The organism is Algibacter ulvanivorans, from assembly GCF_048381495.1.
In the GTDB taxonomy this organism is placed as follows: Bacteria; Bacteroidota; Bacteroidia; order Flavobacteriales; family Flavobacteriaceae; genus Algibacter_B; species Algibacter_B ulvanivorans.
Map to the genome: position 1 here is coordinate 55,872 of NZ_JBLWGD010000001.1, position 17,467 is coordinate 73,338.

Below are 17,467 nucleotides of genomic sequence, written 5' to 3' on the forward strand. Positions count from 1 at the left end.
TACTAGTCGATAAAACTATATTAATTAAAAACATGAATCCTAGTTGGTTTAATTTAAGAAAGTAAAGTTTAATATTTAAAAAATATCCGCTTTTGCGGTCAATTGTATGAAAATAATAGTTCCTATGGCAGGTCGAGGATCTCGATTGCGCCCTCATAGTTTAACCGTACCAAAACCATTAATTCCTGTTGCCGGACAACCCATTGTACACCGTTTGGTAAAAGATATTGCTAAAGTTTTAAAACAGCCTATAGAAGAAATAGCTTTTGTTTTAGGCGATCCAGCTTGGTTTGGCGACGATGTGGTTTCTAGCCTACAAGCATTAGCAACTGGTTTAGGTGCCAAAGCATCTATTTACCGCCAAGACAAACCACTTGGTACCGGCCATGCTATTATGTGCGCTAAACCATCACTATCTGGGCCAGCAGTAATTGCTTATGCAGATACATTAATTAGAGCTCAATTCGATTTAGATCCTACAGCAGATAGCGTAATCTGGACCAAACAAGTAGAAAACCCAGAAGCTTATGGCGTTGTAAAATTAAACGATAACCAAGAAATTGTCGAATTAGTAGAAAAACCAGAATCTTTTGTATCAGACCAAGCCGTAATAGGAATTTACTATTTTAAAGATGTGGCTGTTTTAAAAGGAAAGTTACAAGAAATACTTGATGAAAACATTATGAATGGTGGCGAATACCAAATTAACGACGGTATTAAGCGCATGATGGCCGACGGAAAAATATTTAAAACAGGAACCGTTGATGAATGGATGGATTGCGGAAACAAAGCCATTACTATCGAAACCAATCAACGCATGCTAAGCTTTTTAAAAGCCGATGGCGAAGAGCAGTTAGTTGCAACTTCTGTAAAACGTATTAATTCTAATATTATAGAACCTTGTTTTATTGGCGAAAATGTAGTGCTTACAAACGCAACCATAGGGCCGTTTGTATCAGTTGGAAATGGCACAGTTATTGAAAATTCTACCATAGAAAATAGTTTAATACAAACCCATTCTGAAATTAAAAATGCCAAACTAAACAATGCAATGATAGGTAATAACGTTAAATATAATGGCGAGTTTACAAGTATTAGTATTGGCGATTATTCAGTATTAGAATAACTTATGAAACAAAAAATCTACATTTTATTTTTACTTTTCGGAATACTTTTATTTCCACAGGTAAATTATGCCCAGGTAGATTTTAATAAAACACCTAATGACGATTTAGGCGATAACCAAGACCAGTTTCAAGAATTTTTTTACGAAGCCTTAAAGCAAAAAAGTATTGAAAATTATGATAGAGCAGCAGAAGCTTTTCAAAAATGTATAGCCATTGATAATTCTGTGCCCGTTTTATATTTCGAGTTAGGCAAAAGCTATAACAAACTTAAAAATTTTGGCGCTGCTGAAGATGCCTTAAAGAAAGCAGTAAGTAAAGACCCAGATAACGAGTGGTTTTTAGACGAGCTTTATGGTTATTATGTTTCGCAAAACGAATATGATAAAGCTATAAAAGCAGTTAAGCAGTTAGTTAAATTTCATCCAGATTATAAAGAAGATTTAGCATCGCTTTACGTAAAAATGAAAAATTACGACGAGGCTTTAGACATTTTAGATGCCTTAGATGCCGAGTTAGGAATATCGATAAACAGAGATATTTTGCGAAACCGAATTTACGAAGCCTCAGGCCGTAAAAAAGACCAGATAGAGAATCTAGAAAATCGTGTAGAAAATAACCCCGAAAAAGAATCTAATTATTTAGCACTTATTTTCCGCTATAGCGAAAACAACGAAAAAGAAAAAGCTTTTGAAACGGCAAAAGAGTTACTTAAAATTAACCCCAATTCGCAATTAGTACATTTGGCTTTGTATAAGTTTTATTTAGATGATAATGATGCCGAAAAGGCTATAAAATCTATGAAAACTGTAGTTAAAAGTCCCGAAATAAAACCAGAAGCTAAATTAAAAGTACTGACCGATTTTATAAATTTTGTTAAAGAAAACCCCAAATATGAAACCGATTTAGTAGAAGCAACAGCTTTGGTTAGTAATACCAACAACAGCAAGTCGGTTGAAGAGCTTGGGCAATATTATTTAGCTAAAAACAATAAACAAAAAGCGTTAGATAATTTTGAAGCAGCATTAAAATTAAACCCAGATAATTTTAGTGTATTACGAAATGTTATGCTTTTGTATTTAGATTTAAAAAAATACAATTTAGCTAAAGAAAAAAGTAGCGAAGCACTTGAAATATATCCATCTCAGCCAATTTTATATTTGGTAAATGGAGTTGCTTTAAACCAATTAGCTAAACCAAATGAAGCTATAGAGCCTTTAGAAACAGGTTTAGATTATATAATTGACGATACAAAAATGGAAGCCGATTTTTACAACCAATTAAGTAAAGCTTATACACTACTAAACAATACAGATAAAGCAAAAACGTTTAGTGATAAAGCAAAACAAACACACCCACAAAATTAATGCATAAATACTCTAAAATTATTTTAGGCATAGTAACTATTTTGTTATTTCATTGTAAATCTGCTAAAACCATTAGCAATGGCGAGGTAAATTACAACCTTTCTACCAGACAATTAATAAAAGAAAACACCAAACAAGTAGCAACATTTAATACCTTACAATCCAGATTAAAAATTACGTATACCCAAAAAGGAAAATCGCAAACACACTCGGTTAATTTTAGAGTTAAAAAAAACGAAGCTCTTTGGATAAATGCTACGTTTTCGGTAATAAGAGCACTTGTAACACCAGAAAAGGTAAGCTTTTATAATAAATTAGATAAAACATATTTTGATGGCGATTATAAATACTTAAGTCATTTATTAGGCACCGATTTAGATTTTGAAAAAGTACAAAATTTGCTGTTAGGCGAAACCATTTATAAATTAAATACCAGCGATTATAAAGCTACGGTTAATGATGGTGCCTATGTGGTACAACCTAAAAAACAGCGCGATTTATTTGAAATTTTCTTTTTATTAAACGCATCAAATTTTAAAGTTAAATCGCAACAAATATCTCAACCCGAAGCTTATAGGCATTTACAAATAGACTATTTAAAGTATCAAGATGTTAACCAACAAATAATACCCGAGTTAATTAAAGTAATAGCTGTAGAGGCTAACGAAGAAATGAGTATTGAGTTGGAAATGAAAAATGTATCTTTAAACGAAGAACTGCGTTTTCCGTTTAAAATACCATCTGGTTTTAAAGCAATAGAGTTTTAAAATGAAAAAAAATGTCGTTACATATAAACTTATTTTCATTTTAGGCTTTTTATTAAGCTCTAGCTTTTGTTTTTCGCAAAACGATAAGCAAAAACAATTAGAGTCTCGCAGACAAGAATTACGTCGAGAAATACAGAAAATTAACGAGTTACAAAGCGAAAATAAATCGAAAACAAAATCGGAATTATCATTAATAGAAGATTTTAATTATAAAATAAATGTACTTTCTAACCTAATAAAAGTTACCAACCAACAAGCCAATTTATTAACGCGCGAAATAAACTCAAACCAAAACAAAATATCAAGCTTAAGAGACGAATTAAAGGATTTAAAGGCCGATTATGCTGCCATGGTGGTAAAGTCTTATAAAAGCAAAAACGAGCAAAGTAGGATTATGTTTTTGCTTTCGTCTGAAGATTTTAAGCAAGCGTATAAACGACTACAGTATATTAAGCAATATTCAGATCATCAAAAGAAACAAGGCAACATTATAAAGCAAAAAACAGTAGAATTACAAGAGGTTAATGCTAGTTTATTAAAACAACAAGACCATAAAAAGAAACTTATAGCAGATAATCGAGTGGTTCAAAAATCATTAGAAGCCGAGCGTAAGCAACACCAAGCTGTTATGGTTTCTTTAGAAAAAAATATGTCTCGATATGTGGCTCAAATAAAGCAAAAGCAACGCGAAGCAGATAGGATAGACCGTGAAATTGATAGGATTATTAAAGCAGCCATTGCAAAGTCTAATGTTAAAGCAGGAAAAACATCAAATTCTAAAAGTTTTGCATTAACGGCCGAAGAGAAAGTACTAGCATCAAATTTTATATCAAACAAAGGAAAGTTGCCTTGGCCTGTAGAAAAAGGCTTTGTGCGTTTAGGTTACGGTACGCAACCACACCCTATTAACAGATCGTTAAAAATAAAAAGTAATGGTGTACGTATTGCTACCGAAAAAGGAGCAAAGGCAAGAGCCGTTTTTGATGGAGAGGTAAGTGAAATTTTAAAAATGAAAAACGTAAACCCAATAGTAATGATTCGTCATGGTAATTACTTAACATTATACAGAAACCTATCGCAGGTTTATGTAAAAAAAGGCGATAAAGTAAAAACCAAACAACCTATTGGCGAGGTTTTTACCAACCCTTCTAACGGAGAAACCATTTTAAGCTTTACTCTTTCTAAAGGAACAGCGACCGAGAATCCTGCTAGTTGGATTTATAAAATGTAATAAGCTGTTACCTTCTTGCGAGTTAATATTATATGTAATTTGATCTTGTGAAAATTTTTAGTAATCTCGTTTAACGTTGTACATAAGTTATTAAAACAACTTATATTTAATAATGTATTGAACGATTTTTTTAATAAGCACAAGCTATTTTATTTATAATCAGAATTTAGCAAACAAACCTGCGTTAGGGATTGTAATGTAAAGCCCACAGCCCGACGTAGGAGGTGCGAGGACTTGCAATGTAAAGCCCGACCCTTTTTGGGTAACGCCCAAATTATTTAATCGAATAAGGCTTTTAGCTCGGTAGCATCGCTAGGTTTTATTTTTCCGGCTAGTAATAGGCTTAGTTGTTTGCGGCGTAAAGCGGCATCGAAACGTGCTGTTTCAAGCTCCGATTCTGGGGTTATTTCGGGTACCTTTACTGGGCGGCCAGTTTCGTCTACAGCGACAAAGGTGTAAATGGCTTCGTTAGCTTTGGTTCTGGCTCCAGATTCGCGATCTTCCATCCAAACATCAATAAAAATTTCCATAGAGGTTTTAAAAGCCCTCGATACTTTAGCTTCTACGGTTACTACGCTTCCTAATGGAACTGCGCGGTTAAAAGCTACGTGGTTTACCGATGCTGTTACTACAATACGTCTAGAATGACGGCGAGCAGCTATACTTGCAGCACGATCCATACGGGCTAGTAATTCGCCACCAAATAGGTTGTTTAATGGGTTGGTTTCACTAGGTAAAACCAAATCGGTCATGGTTGTTTTTGATTGTTCTGGAGTTTTTGCCTTCATCTTTAAATTTTGATGCGGCAAAGTTACGTATTAAAGCAGTAAAATATAAGTGAAATGTTTGTTAAACTAATTTAGTTTTTTAACAAGTAACCAAGCGTCTTTATTATGCGATTTTCTAATGTCTCGTATAGCATTTAATGCTTCTTTTCCTGTTTGGTAACTGCCGTAAACAACTTGATGCAAACCGTATTTATTTGTGCCAATTTTTCTAGCACTAAAGCCTTCTGTTTTTAATTGTTTAACTTTTTTGTCGCAGTTTGCTTCTACTCTAAATGCTCCTGCAACAATATGATAGTTACCTGTTTGTTTGGTAAGATTTAAAGTTATTGCTGGTAAAGGGTTTAAATTAAATGTTGCTTGTTGTATTTTAGTATCTAACTCTTGTGTTGCTTGCTCTTGGGCTAATTGATTATGCGTTTCTACTTGGTTAACATAATATTTTGAAGCACCAAAACCACCTAAAGTTAAGGCTATTAAAGCAACAGCAGCATATTTTAAATACGATTTAGATTTGCGTTTTTCTGGTGTTACACCTATAGGAATAACATTTTCTATAGCTTTAGCTTCTTCTTTTAAGGCTTCGCGAGTTACAATTGGTGTTTCAAATTGCGATAAACCAAAAGCATCGGTTAAATAATTTAAACTATTTGTTGGTTCGAATAAAATTTTACCTTCTTTATTAAAAACAATTTCGCCAATATTTTTAAAGGTAAGGGTTTCGCCTTGTGTTAAGTAAGATTTTAAAAGTTTAACACGTTTTGCAATTTTTTTATTAGCAACCTCAAAAGGTATTTTTTCTACATCGGCTATATAATGTGCTAGTAAACCATCGTTTTGCTGAATTTGCTCATTAAAAGAGATTACTTTTTTAGGCGCATAAAATGTATTTGTTGCATCGTTAATAGAAGCAGATACGCGTTGGGTTAAAAATGCACCAAACTCTGGGATGGTAACACACTCATATCTATATAGTAAGTCGCTTATGTAGGTTTCTAATTGCATGAAAACAAAGTTAAAAAAATGTGCTTTCCAATAAAATTTGGGCTTAACTATTTATTAACAATGTAAAAATTCTTTTATTGCGGTTTCAAAATCAATAAGATACAATGGAAAAAAATAATTTGCTTTATACTTTAGCGCTTCAGCATGTGCCAAATATTGGAGATATTACAGCAAAACGTCTTATTTCTCATTGTGGTTCGGCCGAAGCTGTTTTAAAAGAAAAGAAGCAAAATTTATTGAAAATTGATGGTATTGGTAGTGTTACTATTAGCGATTTGTTTAAACCTCATCATTTAAAAGAAGCTGAAAAAGAATTATTTTTTATTAAAGAAAATAACATTAGTGTGTCTTATTTTGAAGATAAAAATTATCCTGAAAAGTTAAAGCATTGTATTGATGGGCCTATTTTGTTGTTTCAATCTGGAAACATAGATTTAAAGCAACAGCATATTATTAGTGTTGTTGGTGCTAGAAAAATTACAACTCAAGGCGTTGCATTTTGCGAGCGTTTAGTCGAGCAATTAGCGGTATATAATCCAATAATTGTTTCGGGTTTTGCTTACGGAACCGATATTACAGCTCATAAAGCAGCCATGAAACAAAATTTACAAACAGTAGCATGTTTGGCTCATGGCATGAACCAAATTTACCCAAAAGTACATAAGAAGTATATGGTAGATATGGAATTAAATGGTGGTTTTTTGTCCGATTTTTGGAGTACAGATACTTTTAATAGGAACAATTTTTTAAAGCGAAATAGAGTTATTGCAGGTTTAAGTGAAGCTACCATTGTTATAGAATCGGCCGAAAAGGGTGGTAGCTTAGTAACAGCCGATATTGCAAACTCATATAATAGAGATGTTTTTGCTGTACCAGGCAGAACTACAGATAGCCAAAGTATGGGTTGTAATAATTTAATAAAACACCAAAAAGCCCACATGCTTACCACACCTTTAGATGTGCCTTATATTTTAAATTGGGAATTAGAGGCTGAAAAAGAACCTGTAATACAGAAACAATTGTTTGTTGAATTGGATGCTTCTGAAACTTCTATTTATAATTATTTAAAAGCTAATAATAAGCAACAATTGGATGTTATTGCCATTAATTGTGAGTTGCCTATTTTTAAAGTAGCCAGTATTTTACTTAGTATGGAGTTAAAAGGTGTTGTTAGGCCGCTTCCAGGAAAATTGTTCGAGGTTATTTAATTATAAGTTTATTTTCATAACCCATATATCTTTAAAATCATTAAGTTTTAGTAAGGCTTTTTGTTTTTGGTAAATGGTGTTTGGGTTTGGGTCTGTTTTTAAATAAATGTAAGTCCACCCGTTTTCTGGGTTTACAAACGATTTGGGCAAATACCCTTTATTTTTTAAATAGTTAGTCCAGTTTAAGGCATTGGTTTTTTTAGAAAATATATTGGTTACTAAATAATAGCCTTTTTTTATTGTAGGGATGGAAATGGATTTTAATTTTTTTATTTTTTCAAGACCTTCATCTATAACTTTGTTATTCCTATTATTAAGTACTAAAATGGCGTTTTTGTCTTTTTTTATATCGATATAAATTGGCGATATTTCGGTTTCGAAGGCCACAAAAAACAAATAGAATTGGTCTGCTTTACTGTTAAGCTGTATAGTTGCTTCTGATACGTTATGAGAAATAACATGGTTATCATCATTTGGTAATTTAAATTTTAATGCATCAAAACCAAAGGTGTTTCTATGGTTTGGGTTTCTGTCAGTAAAAATGGTATCGTTAATAGAAATGGAACTATTAAAGAAATTTAATTTAGGTCTTAATTTATTAAATAAAGGAATGTATGTATTGTTTTGGTAATTATAAAACGCGCAATTATCCGATTTAAATTTTTGATCGCCTTCTAGAGCGCCTATTAGTAACGAAGTTTCTATTTTTCCTTCCTCTGGCGATTTAAAATCGTTAAAACGAATATTTACAGGCTTTTTGTATACATCTATAAAGCCATTATATGATGTAAAGTATTTTGGGGTTGCTGCTTCTGTTTTATAAACGATATAAAGCAACCATCCGCCAGCGGCACCTCCTGTAACAAAACCTTGGGTTGCTTTTATATTTGCAACGGTATAGGTGCCGTTTATAGTTGTATTGTTTTTTAAAAGCGAAGTTACATTAGCATAACATACATAAGGTTTGGTGTCTGGGTAGGCTTCTTCTTCATTAAAACTATCGTAAATAATTTGCCCATTAATAGGGTTGTATTTGCCATTGGGTGTTTTAAATAAAATGGAGTTTACCTTGGTAGTTCGAGTTTCGTTGCCTTTGTATACGTATTTTTTATAAAGCTTTCCTTTTCTTTTAAAATTTACTACATTTTTTTTGCCTTTATCATATTTATAAATGGCGCTCCAGTATAATGCCGCATATTCTATTTCAGCATTATTTTCTATACCATTTAAATTGGCTTGACTAGACGAAAACGTGTTTGGGTTATCATCAACATCAATAAAGTGTAGTTCACTAAAGTCGTTTACAGCATTATTGTTAAGTGTTTTTTTTGAGTCTATACTAAGAATATTATTTCCTATTAAGGCAGACTTTCCTTTAACATAGATTTTTGTGTTGGGTGTAAAATTTTTTTGCGCAAGAACAAAGTGTGTAATGCTTATAAAAGCAATAAAAAACGCGTTTTTTATAAGATTAATATCCAACTTTTTCTCGCACTCTTTTTAATACATTATCTGCAACTAATTTTGCTTTTTCGGCACCAACCATTAATGCTTTATCTACTTCATCAAGGTTATTCATGTAGTAATTATAGCGTTCTCTTGGCTCAGCAAATGTTTCTATAATTAACTCAAACAAAGCTTGTTTGGCATGCCCGTAGCCGTAACCACCTTTTTCGTAGTTAGCTTTCATTTCTGCAATTTGGGTGTTGTTAGCTAATAAACTATAAATAGCAAAACAGTTACATGTGCTCCAATCTTTAGGGTCTTCAAGCGCTGTGCTATCAGTTTGAATGCTCATTATTTGTTTGCGTAACTTTTTGTCGGTTAAAAATATATTAATAGTATTGTTTCTGCTTTTACTCATTTTTTCGCCATCAATACCAGGAATAAGTTTGGTGTTTTCTTGTACTTTTCCTTCAGGTAAAATAAAAGCATTTCCAACTTTAGCATGAAAACGAGAGGCTACATCGCGTGTCATTTCAATATGCTGTAATTGGTCTTTTCCAACAGGAACAAACTCTGCATCGTATAACAAAATATCGGCAGCCATAAGCATTGGATAGGTAAATAACCCAGAGTTTACATCGTCTAACCGGTCTGCTTTGTCTTTAAAACTATGGGCAAGTGTTAAACGTTGGTAAGGAAAAAAGCAACTTAAATACCAAGATAGTTCGGTTACTTGTGGTATGTCGCTTTGTCTGTAAAACACCGTTTTGTTAATATCTAACCCGAAAGCCAACCAAGTTGCAGCAACAGAGTATGTATTGTCGCGTAATACATTTGCATCTTTAATTTGAGTTAGCGTGTGCATGTTTGCTATAAAGAAATATGAATTATTTTCGGGGTTTTCGGCCATTTTTATAGCTGGTATAATGGCGCCTAAAATGTTTCCTAAATGTGGTGTTCCTGTACTTTGTATGCCTGTTAGTATTCTTGCCATAATATTTCCCGTTAAGACGAGAATTTTTTTATTGGTTAAACTTAATAAGCAAAGGTAATTTTTTTAATAGAATTGCTCAATACAATTGTGTATTTTTGGGTTTCATGAAAATATTTAAATACATATTTTGGGTATTGTACCGCGTTTGGTTTTATATTCTTGTAGCTTTACCTATACTTATACTTTTTCCTATACTTTTAATTTCTATTTTAAAAGAGTCTTGGTACCCCTTTTTTTTTAAGCTTGCTAGGTTGTGGGCTAACATTATTTTAGTAGGTATGGGTTTTGTTTATAAAATAGAAAGAGAGCAAACTCCAAAAAAGGATAAGAGTTACATGTTTATAGCTAACCATACTTCGATGGCAGATATTATGCTTATGTTGGTGTCGGTTAAAAATCCATTTGTTTTTGTAGGCAAAGCAGAATTAGCAAAAATACCTCTATTTGGATTTTTTTATAAGCGTACTTGTATTTTGGTTGATAGAAGTTCCCCTAAAAGTAGGCAAGCCGTTTTTTTAAGGGCGCAGCGTAGGCTGAAGTCTGGACTTAGCATTTGTATTTTTCCTGAAGGCGGTGTGCCAGAAGAGCATGTGGTATTAGACGATTTTAAAGATGGTGCTTTTAGATTGGCTATTAACCATCAAATATCAATTGTACCCATAACTTTTGCTGATAATAAAAAACGTTTTTCTTACACTTTTTTTAGCGGCAGCCCTGGAAAAATGCGTGTTAAAATTCATGAATTTTTATCAACCCAAGGTCTAGTAATTGCAGATACTAAAGTTTTAAATAATAAATCTAGGGGTATTATTTTAAAGCAACTTAAGACTTTTAATAAATAAAAAAACTGCTTGTGGGAGCAAGCAGTTTCTTTTTCGGTATAAGCTTTCGAGCTTAATTGAAAACCTATACCCAGATCTAACCAAAAACCTAGAATTTAATAGCAAATCCGGTATATACACCAATAAAAAATGGCGAGAAATTACCAGAAGTATTGTTAAATGTATTGAATTGATATTTAAAGATAGGCTCTAAATTCAAATCGAATTTTTTAGACACTTTATAGTTTAAACCTAAGCCAAAGTTTGCACTATAGCTTGTTTTGTTTATGTTGTTAGCTTCGCCAAGAAATGTTCTTGTGCCATTTTCTTGTTCAGAATAAATTTCATTATTACTTAAAAAGAACGAACTAAAACCACCAATAAGATTAACTCCAAATTTTTTATTAGAAAGTGAGTATTGAATTTCTAAAGGAATTTCAATATACCCTAGAGCTTGATTAATGGATGCGTTTGATGAAACTAAAGATTCTGAAACATCTATAGTTTCTGAGCTTATAAATGAAACAGCATCAGAATTATTTCTGGTATTAGAGCTTACATTTTGTAAAGCACTACTTTTCGAGCTAAAACCTACAGATTGAAAAACCACAACATTATTTGTATTGTAACCTAAATTAACACGATTAATACCAGAGCGTATGCTTAATTTATTGTTTACAGCATAACTAGCAGAAATACCGTAACTCATGTTAATTTCGCCAGATTTTGAATTTCCATTAAATTGTGGGTCTATAGACGAGCCTTCGCCAAGTGTATTAAAGTAAACAGGTGCTGCATTAGGTGCAACACTCCACCTGTTGTTTGGTTTGTTATTATCTTCTTCTATAACGTTTTTAGCATTATTTAATGCATCTTCTATAGATAACTTTTTTTCATCAGTATTTTTATCTGTTGTAGTTGTTTTTGTTTCGTTGTTATTTGTAGTCGTTGCAATAACTGTCGAGTTATTTTCTGTGGCGTTATTAAGAAGTGTTTTTGCTTTCTCTTTAGTAACGATTTGGGTGTCGTTATTGGTTGTAGTGTTTTTGCTTTTTTCCTTTAGAGTATTAGCTATGGTTGCTGTTGCGTTTTCTAGTTTATTTTGAAATTTAGTAGGATTATTTTTTTCTTTTTTAGAAACATAATTTGCAACAGCATGGTTGTGTTTTGTTGAAATTATTTTTTCTTTAAAATTAATGGTGTTTGAAGTGTTTTGCTTTGTGCTGTTTTCTTCTTTGTTTTTTGAAGCTGGTATTTTAGCAACAGAGCTTTGTTTTGATGGTTTACTATTAATTGGATTATTTAATTTTGTATTTAAACTACCCGAATTATTTGCGGTATTGATACCAGATGATGTTATATCTTGCGTGTTATCACTCTCTTTTAAAGTGTTATTTGTAGAAGTGTTATTGGTATTAACAATTTGGTTTTCTGTGTTATTGTTTGTGTTGTTAAAAAAGTGGTTGCCAACTGTTAAAAGTAATAACAATATAGCTGCTACACCAGCATAACGCCACCAAATAGGAATAACACGGCGTTTTTTCTTTTTTTCGTGTAGTTTACTTTCAATATTTTTCCAAACAATATCGTTAGGCGTAGCTTCAAAATCTTTGAAACCTTCTTGAAAAAGTCTGTCTATATGTTTTTTATCGCTCATTTATAATGATTGTGAACGTTGTATTAATTTATAATCTTCTATAGTTTGTTTCAAAATTTGCCTTGCACGTGCTAAGTTAGATTTTGAGGTGCCTATATTTATATCTAGCATATTTGCTATTTCTTTATGCGAATAACCATCAAGCACATATAGGTTAAAAACTAACCTGTATCTGTCTGGTAATTCTTGAATAATTTTTAAAAGGTAATCGATAGAGACGGTATCTTCATCAATTTCCAATTCTACATCTTCAACAGCATTTTCGTTTATGATATCAAAAACTTTTTCGTTTCGGTAGCGTTGTAAAACGGTGTTTACTGTTATTCGTTTTATCCAACCCTCAAAAGAGCCTTTGTTTTTATATTGTTCAATTTTTTTAAAAATTGTTAAAAATGCGTCTTGCAAATTATCTTCGGCTTCGGCATAGTTTCGCGAATACTTTAAGCAAATAGCGAATAGTTTACCCGAGAAGAGTTTATATAATTCGCCTTGTGCTTTAGTATTGTTAATTTTACAATTTTCTATGAGTTGTTTTAAACTCAACTTAAACATGTATTAATTAATACTTACTCTACAACTGGTACTTCAATGGTTAAGTATTGGGTTTCGCCATCGGTATCTTCGCCTTGCCAAAACTTAAAAATATACGATCCATTACTGGTTACTTTAAAATTAAAAGTTGCTTCTACTAAGTCGTCTTCAATTGCTTCGCAATCATTGTCGTTAAAAACATAGGTTATTGGGGCAACAGTTCTTACATTGTTTTCTTTTAAGTAATAAAATTCTTTAAAAGCATGACAGCTTGATGGTTTTAAATAAGATACAGTTATTGGGTAAACTTCTCCCATTATAAATTCATCTGGTATATCTACACTTTCAACAGGTAAAATTTCAAAACTATAGTTTGTGCCATCGTCATCAATACTACAAGATGCACAAAGTATAAGAGTTAAACAAAGTAATAATAATTTTTTCATAGCAAAATAAATTCAGGGTTATATACATGTTTGCATTATGTAGATGCAAGGCAAATAAAAAGGTTGCGTATAAAACGAATTTATTTAAAACTTGATTAGATAAAAAAAAATCCCGAATTAACGGGATTTTAAATTATTGTTGTTCTTTTATTGCGGCTCTCACTTTGTTTTCAAGCTCGTCCATAAGCTCTGGGTTGTCTTTTATTAATGCTTTTACAGCATCTCGCCCTTGGCCTAGTTTGGTTTCGTCGTAACTAAACCACGAGCCACTTTTCTTCACAATATCATGATCTACAGCTAAGTCTAAAATTTCTCCAACTTTAGATACGCCTTCGCCATACATAATATCGAATTCGGCTAATCTAAATGGAGGTGCTACTTTGTTTTTTACTACTTTTACGCGCGTTTTGTTACCCATAACATCGCCATCGGTGCCTTTTATTTGTGTAGAGCGTCTAATATCTATTCGTACCGATGCATAAAATTTTAAAGCATTACCACCTGTTGTCGTTTCTGGGTTGCCAAACATAACTCCAATTTTTTCACGTAATTGGTTAATAAAAATTACGGTGCAATTGGTTTTGCTAATAGAGGCTGTAAGTTTTCTTAAGGCTTGCGACATTAAACGTGCATGTAGCCCCATTTTAGAGTCGCCCATTTCGCCTTCAATTTCACTTTTAGGTGTTAAGGCAGCAACAGAATCGACAACCACAATATCAATAGCTCCAGAACGAATTAAATTATCGGCAATTTCTAAGGCCTGTTCGCCATTGTCTGGTTGCGAGATAATTAAGTTATCAATATCTACGCCAAGTTTTTCGGCATAAAAACGATCAAAAGCGTGTTCTGCATCAATAAATGCAGCAATACCACCTGTTTTTTGTGCTTCGGCAATAGCGTGTAGGGTTAAGGTTGTTTTACCAGAAGACTCTGGCCCATAAATTTCAATAACACGCCCGCGTGGATAACCACCAACACCTAAGGCAATATCTAAGCCTAATGACCCTGATGGAATGGACTCTACATCTACAATTGCAGAATCGCTCATTTTCATAACCGTACCTTTTCCGTAGGCTTTATCTAATTTATCTAAAGTTAGCTTTAGTGCTTTTAATTTTGCTTCTTTTTCTTTGTCGCTGCTCATTTCTTTATTTTTCTAAAAAATTGTATGCTAAAGTAATATATCTTTTTTCATGTTACAATAATAGTTGTCAACATAAATTGGAAGAAGGCATAAAATAAATAAACAGAATTACGCAACCTTTTTTTGTGGAAAGCATCTTTTATAAATAAAACGTAATGCTTACCAGTTATAATATGAAGGTAAATTTAATATTTGTGCTGTTGTTGTGTTTTGCTTGTAGTCCAACCAACGAAAATGAAAGCACTATTTTTAATGGTGTTGTAGCAAGCCAAACATCTTGTTCTGGAGGTAAAGAGCCCATTTTTATTATTAGGTTAGGTGAGGCAGACTCAATAATTACCGGAACATTACCTAAAGCATTTCAAGTACCTAATTTAAATATTCAGTTTAGAAGTAAAACAAATACGTTTAATATTTTTTGTACTACAGATAAGGTTTATCCAGAGGCTTTTAATGTGTATAATGTAAAAGCAACATCAAACTAAAAAAATAAAACAGTTTTATACGCAACCTTTTTAAATATTTTGCATCTAGTTAAAAAGAGGAAAAAATTTGCTATCAAATTTGCCAAATGAGTTTCGACATAATGACTAACTCTAAACTCACTAAAAGCATCTAAAAATATTTTTAGATGCTTTTTTATTATTACCCATTAAAGTGTAATCTTAACACCATTGGTATTGCTCTTAATTGTATAGTTGTTTTTATAATTGTATTTTTGCATTTTTAAAATATTCTTATAACCTTAAAAATTAGTATAGCATGCAACTGTACAATAAGTTAAGCGCAAAAGAAAGAGCCGAATTAATCGAAAAAGCCGGAAAGGATCGATTAACACTTTCTTTTTATCAATACGCTAAAATTACAAATCCTCAAGAGTTTAGAGACCAACTATTTATAGCCTGGAATAAACTAGATGTTTTAGGCCGTATTTATGTGGCTACCGAAGGTATAAACGGACAGCTATCTTTACCTGCTGAACGTTTTAATGCATTTAAAACACATTTAGATACTATTGATTTTTTAAAAGACATTCGTTTAAATATTGCTGTAGAGCAAGATAATATGTCGTTTTTAAAATTAAAAGTAAAGGTTAGAAACAAAATTGTAGCCGATGGTTTGGTTGATGATACTTTTGATGTTACCAACAAAGGAGTACATGTTGATGCCAAAAAATTTAACGCACTTATTGAAGATGAAAAAACCGTTTTGGTAGATATGCGAAACCATTACGAAAGCGAAATAGGCCACTTTAAAAATGCCATAACACCAGATGTTGATACCTTTAGAGAATCTTTAGATATTATTGAAGACGATTTAAAAGATCATAAAGAAGATAAAAACTTAGTGATGTATTGTACTGGCGGAATACGTTGCGAAAAAGCTAGTGCTTACTTTAAACATAAAGGATTTAAAAACGTATTTCAGCTTGAAGGAGGTATAATTGAATATACCAGACAAGTAAAAGACCAAGATTTAGAAAACAAGTTTTTAGGTCAAAATTTTGTTTTTGACCAAAGACGGGCCGAGCGTATTAGTAACGATGTAATAGCACAATGTCACCAATGTGGTGCACCTTTTGATACGCATACCAATTGTGCTAACGATGCTTGCCATCTATTATTTATTCAATGCGATGCCTGTAAAGAAGAAATGAATAATTGTTGCTCTACAGCTTGTAAAGAAATACATGCTTTACCCTACGAAGAACAAAAAAACCTTAGAAAAGGTCAAGGAAATAGCAATGACATATTTAAAAAAGGACGCGCAGACCATTTACCTTACAAAAAAGATTTAAGAAATATTTTTGATACCTTCACAAAAAAGGATTAATGAATATATACAAACTTTTACAGCTAAACAGAAAAATTAAAAATCATAGAATAAAATTTCTGGGTTTGTATCTTTTACATAAGTTTAATAAAAGATATCTAGCTGTAAATTTAGACCCTGTTTTAGCTTGTAATTTACGATGTAAAATGTGTTATTTTACAGATAAAGATTATGTAAAAAAATTAAAAGGCCAGTTTAAAGATAATGAGGTAGAAAAGGTTGCTAAAACTATTTTTAATCGTGCTTTAAAACTACAAGTAGGTTGTGGTACAGAACCAACACTTTACAAAAAACTTCCAGAATTAATTGCTTTAGGTAAACAGTATAAAGTGCCTTATATTTCGCTTACAACAAACGCTAATTTATTAACCGAAGCAAAAATTGAAACCCTATTAAAAGCAGGACTAAACGAGTTTACAATTTCACTACATGGTGTAAAAAAGGACTCTTACGAGAATTTTATGCAAAATGCAGATTATAACAAATTTCATAATGCATTTAATGCCTTTAAAAAGCTAAAAAAGGTTTATAATTTTAAAGTTCGCATAAATTACACCTTCAATAAAGATAATTTTCATGAGCTTGAAGTATTTTTTAATCATTTTGATGGCGGAAGCTTTGATATTTTGCAAATACGCCCCATTCAAAAAATAGGAAACACAGCATATAGTAATTTCGATATTTCTAGTTTAAAAGAAGATTACGCAAGAATAATAAAAGACATATCCAATAATTGTAAAGCTAACAACATAACATTATTAGCGCCACAATCTATAGCCAAATTAGCAAATAATAACGAAGCTAGTTTTATATTCGATTATACGTTTTGTTATGTGTCTCCAATAAGTTTTTGGAAAGAAGGCTTTAACTGGAAAGAAGAAAGTTTTAATGAATTTAGCAAAAAAATAGGTTGGAGCAAAGTACTTTTTTCAAACATTTTTAAATCAAAAAAACAATTAAGTACAACATCAAATAAACTTAACTATGATGTTAATTTTAATTGAAAAAAATTAATAAAAAGCTTTACTTTACAGTCTCTTATAATAATCTTATATTTACAACCAATAAGTGTTGTTTGGAAAAAATAAAAACAAACACTTTTAAATTT

Annotated in this window: 17 protein-coding genes; 9 read left to right on the top strand and 8 right to left on the bottom strand. The window is 31.9% G+C overall.

The features are described 5' to 3' along the window. The first annotated feature begins 106 nt into the window (after positions 1–106). Genes ACNG5D_RS00290 through ACNG5D_RS00305 form a run of 4 tightly spaced genes read left to right on the top strand, consistent with a single transcriptional unit; the run spans position 107 to position 4,489 of the window. Positions 107–1,126: a sugar phosphate nucleotidyltransferase gene (locus ACNG5D_RS00290; protein WP_418181493.1), complete on the top strand. Its 1,020-nt coding sequence runs from the start codon at positions 107–109 to the stop codon at positions 1,124–1,126. 3 nt (positions 1,127–1,129) lie between these two features. Further along, positions 1,130–2,491 carry a tetratricopeptide repeat protein gene (locus ACNG5D_RS00295; protein WP_418181494.1) on the top strand — a complete coding sequence of 454 codons (1,362 nt, stop codon included), beginning with the start codon at positions 1,130–1,132 and terminating at the stop codon, positions 2,489–2,491. After that, the gene (gene lolB1, locus ACNG5D_RS00300; RefSeq protein WP_418181495.1) at positions 2,491–3,258 is read left to right on the top strand and encodes a lipoprotein insertase outer membrane protein LolB1; all 768 of its coding nucleotides are present in this window, start codon (positions 2,491–2,493) and stop codon (positions 3,256–3,258) included. The genes ACNG5D_RS00295 and lolB1 overlap by 1 nt, the downstream gene beginning before the upstream one ends. 1 nt (position 3,259) lies before the next feature. Continuing rightward, complete coding sequence (locus tag ACNG5D_RS00305; RefSeq protein WP_418181496.1) at positions 3,260–4,489, top strand: murein hydrolase activator EnvC family protein; 1,230 nt, start codon at positions 3,260–3,262, stop codon at positions 4,487–4,489. 278 nt (positions 4,490–4,767) lie between these two features. On the opposite strand, the gene ACNG5D_RS00310 is transcribed toward ACNG5D_RS00305, so the two are convergent. Both ACNG5D_RS00310 and ACNG5D_RS00315 read right to left on the bottom strand, forming a co-directional pair. Then, complete coding sequence (locus ACNG5D_RS00310; RefSeq protein WP_418181497.1) at positions 4,768–5,277, bottom strand: acyl-CoA thioesterase; 510 nt, start codon at positions 5,275–5,277, stop codon at positions 4,768–4,770. 66 nt (positions 5,278–5,343) lie between these two features. Continuing rightward, positions 5,344–6,279 carry an HU domain-containing protein gene (locus ACNG5D_RS00315; RefSeq protein WP_418181498.1) on the bottom strand — a complete coding sequence of 312 codons (936 nt, stop codon included), beginning with the start codon at positions 6,277–6,279 and terminating at the stop codon, positions 5,344–5,346. Positions 6,280–6,383: 104 nt separating this feature from the next. On the opposite strand from ACNG5D_RS00315, the gene dprA reads away from it, so the two are divergent. Next, entirely contained in the window at positions 6,384–7,487 is a 1,104-nt protein-coding gene (gene dprA, locus ACNG5D_RS00320) for a DNA-processing protein DprA (protein ID WP_418181499.1), read from the top strand. On the opposite strand, the gene ACNG5D_RS00325 is transcribed toward dprA, so the two are convergent. Together ACNG5D_RS00325 and trpS are read right to left on the bottom strand one after the other, a co-directional pair. Next, positions 7,488–8,969, bottom strand: coding sequence for a hypothetical protein (locus ACNG5D_RS00325; RefSeq protein WP_418181500.1), 1,482 nt, complete (start codon positions 8,967–8,969; stop codon positions 7,488–7,490). After that, positions 8,959–9,927: a tryptophan--tRNA ligase gene (trpS, locus tag ACNG5D_RS00330; protein WP_418181501.1), complete on the bottom strand. Its 969-nt coding sequence runs from the start codon at positions 9,925–9,927 to the stop codon at positions 8,959–8,961. Before trpS ends, ACNG5D_RS00325 begins: the two co-directional genes overlap by 11 nt. Positions 9,928–10,031: 104 nt before the next feature. Between trpS and ACNG5D_RS00335 the strand changes: the two genes are divergently transcribed. Next, positions 10,032–10,769, top strand: a complete 738-nt coding sequence (locus tag ACNG5D_RS00335) for a lysophospholipid acyltransferase family protein (RefSeq protein ID WP_418181502.1) — start codon at positions 10,032–10,034, stop codon at positions 10,767–10,769. Positions 10,770–10,857: 88 nt separating this feature from the next. Here the strand turns inward: ACNG5D_RS00335 and ACNG5D_RS00340 are convergent, their stop codons facing one another. From ACNG5D_RS00340 to recA, 4 genes are all read right to left on the bottom strand, one after another. Beyond that, on the bottom strand, positions 10,858–12,405 hold the full coding sequence (locus ACNG5D_RS00340) for a hypothetical protein (protein WP_418181503.1): 1,548 nt from the start codon (positions 12,403–12,405) through the stop codon (positions 10,858–10,860). Further along, positions 12,406–12,948, bottom strand: coding sequence for an RNA polymerase sigma factor (locus tag ACNG5D_RS00345; RefSeq protein ID WP_418182483.1), 543 nt, complete (start codon positions 12,946–12,948; stop codon positions 12,406–12,408). Between the two features lie 23 nt (positions 12,949–12,971). Beyond that, positions 12,972–13,382 (bottom strand): hypothetical protein, encoded by a 411-nt coding sequence (locus tag ACNG5D_RS00350; protein WP_418181504.1) that lies wholly within the window; start codon positions 13,380–13,382, stop codon positions 12,972–12,974. Between the two features lie 133 nt (positions 13,383–13,515). Then, positions 13,516–14,526: a recombinase RecA gene (gene recA, locus ACNG5D_RS00355; protein WP_418181505.1), complete on the bottom strand. Its 1,011-nt coding sequence runs from the start codon at positions 14,524–14,526 to the stop codon at positions 13,516–13,518. A 173-nt stretch (positions 14,527–14,699) separates the two neighbouring features. Between recA and ACNG5D_RS00360 the strand changes: the two genes are divergently transcribed. The 3 genes from ACNG5D_RS00360 to ACNG5D_RS00370 all read left to right on the top strand — a co-directional run bounded on the left by ACNG5D_RS00360 (position 14,700) and on the right by ACNG5D_RS00370 (position 17,363). Next, positions 14,700–15,011: a hypothetical protein gene (locus tag ACNG5D_RS00360; RefSeq protein ID WP_418181506.1), complete on the top strand. Its 312-nt coding sequence runs from the start codon at positions 14,700–14,702 to the stop codon at positions 15,009–15,011. Between the two features lie 277 nt (positions 15,012–15,288). Continuing rightward, on the top strand, positions 15,289–16,359 hold the full coding sequence (trhO, locus tag ACNG5D_RS00365) for an oxygen-dependent tRNA uridine(34) hydroxylase TrhO (protein WP_418181507.1): 1,071 nt from the start codon (positions 15,289–15,291) through the stop codon (positions 16,357–16,359). Then, positions 16,359–17,363: a radical SAM protein gene (locus ACNG5D_RS00370; RefSeq protein ID WP_418181508.1), complete on the top strand. Its 1,005-nt coding sequence runs from the start codon at positions 16,359–16,361 to the stop codon at positions 17,361–17,363. The genes trhO and ACNG5D_RS00370 overlap by 1 nt, the downstream gene beginning before the upstream one ends. Positions 17,364–17,467 lie beyond the last annotated feature (104 nt).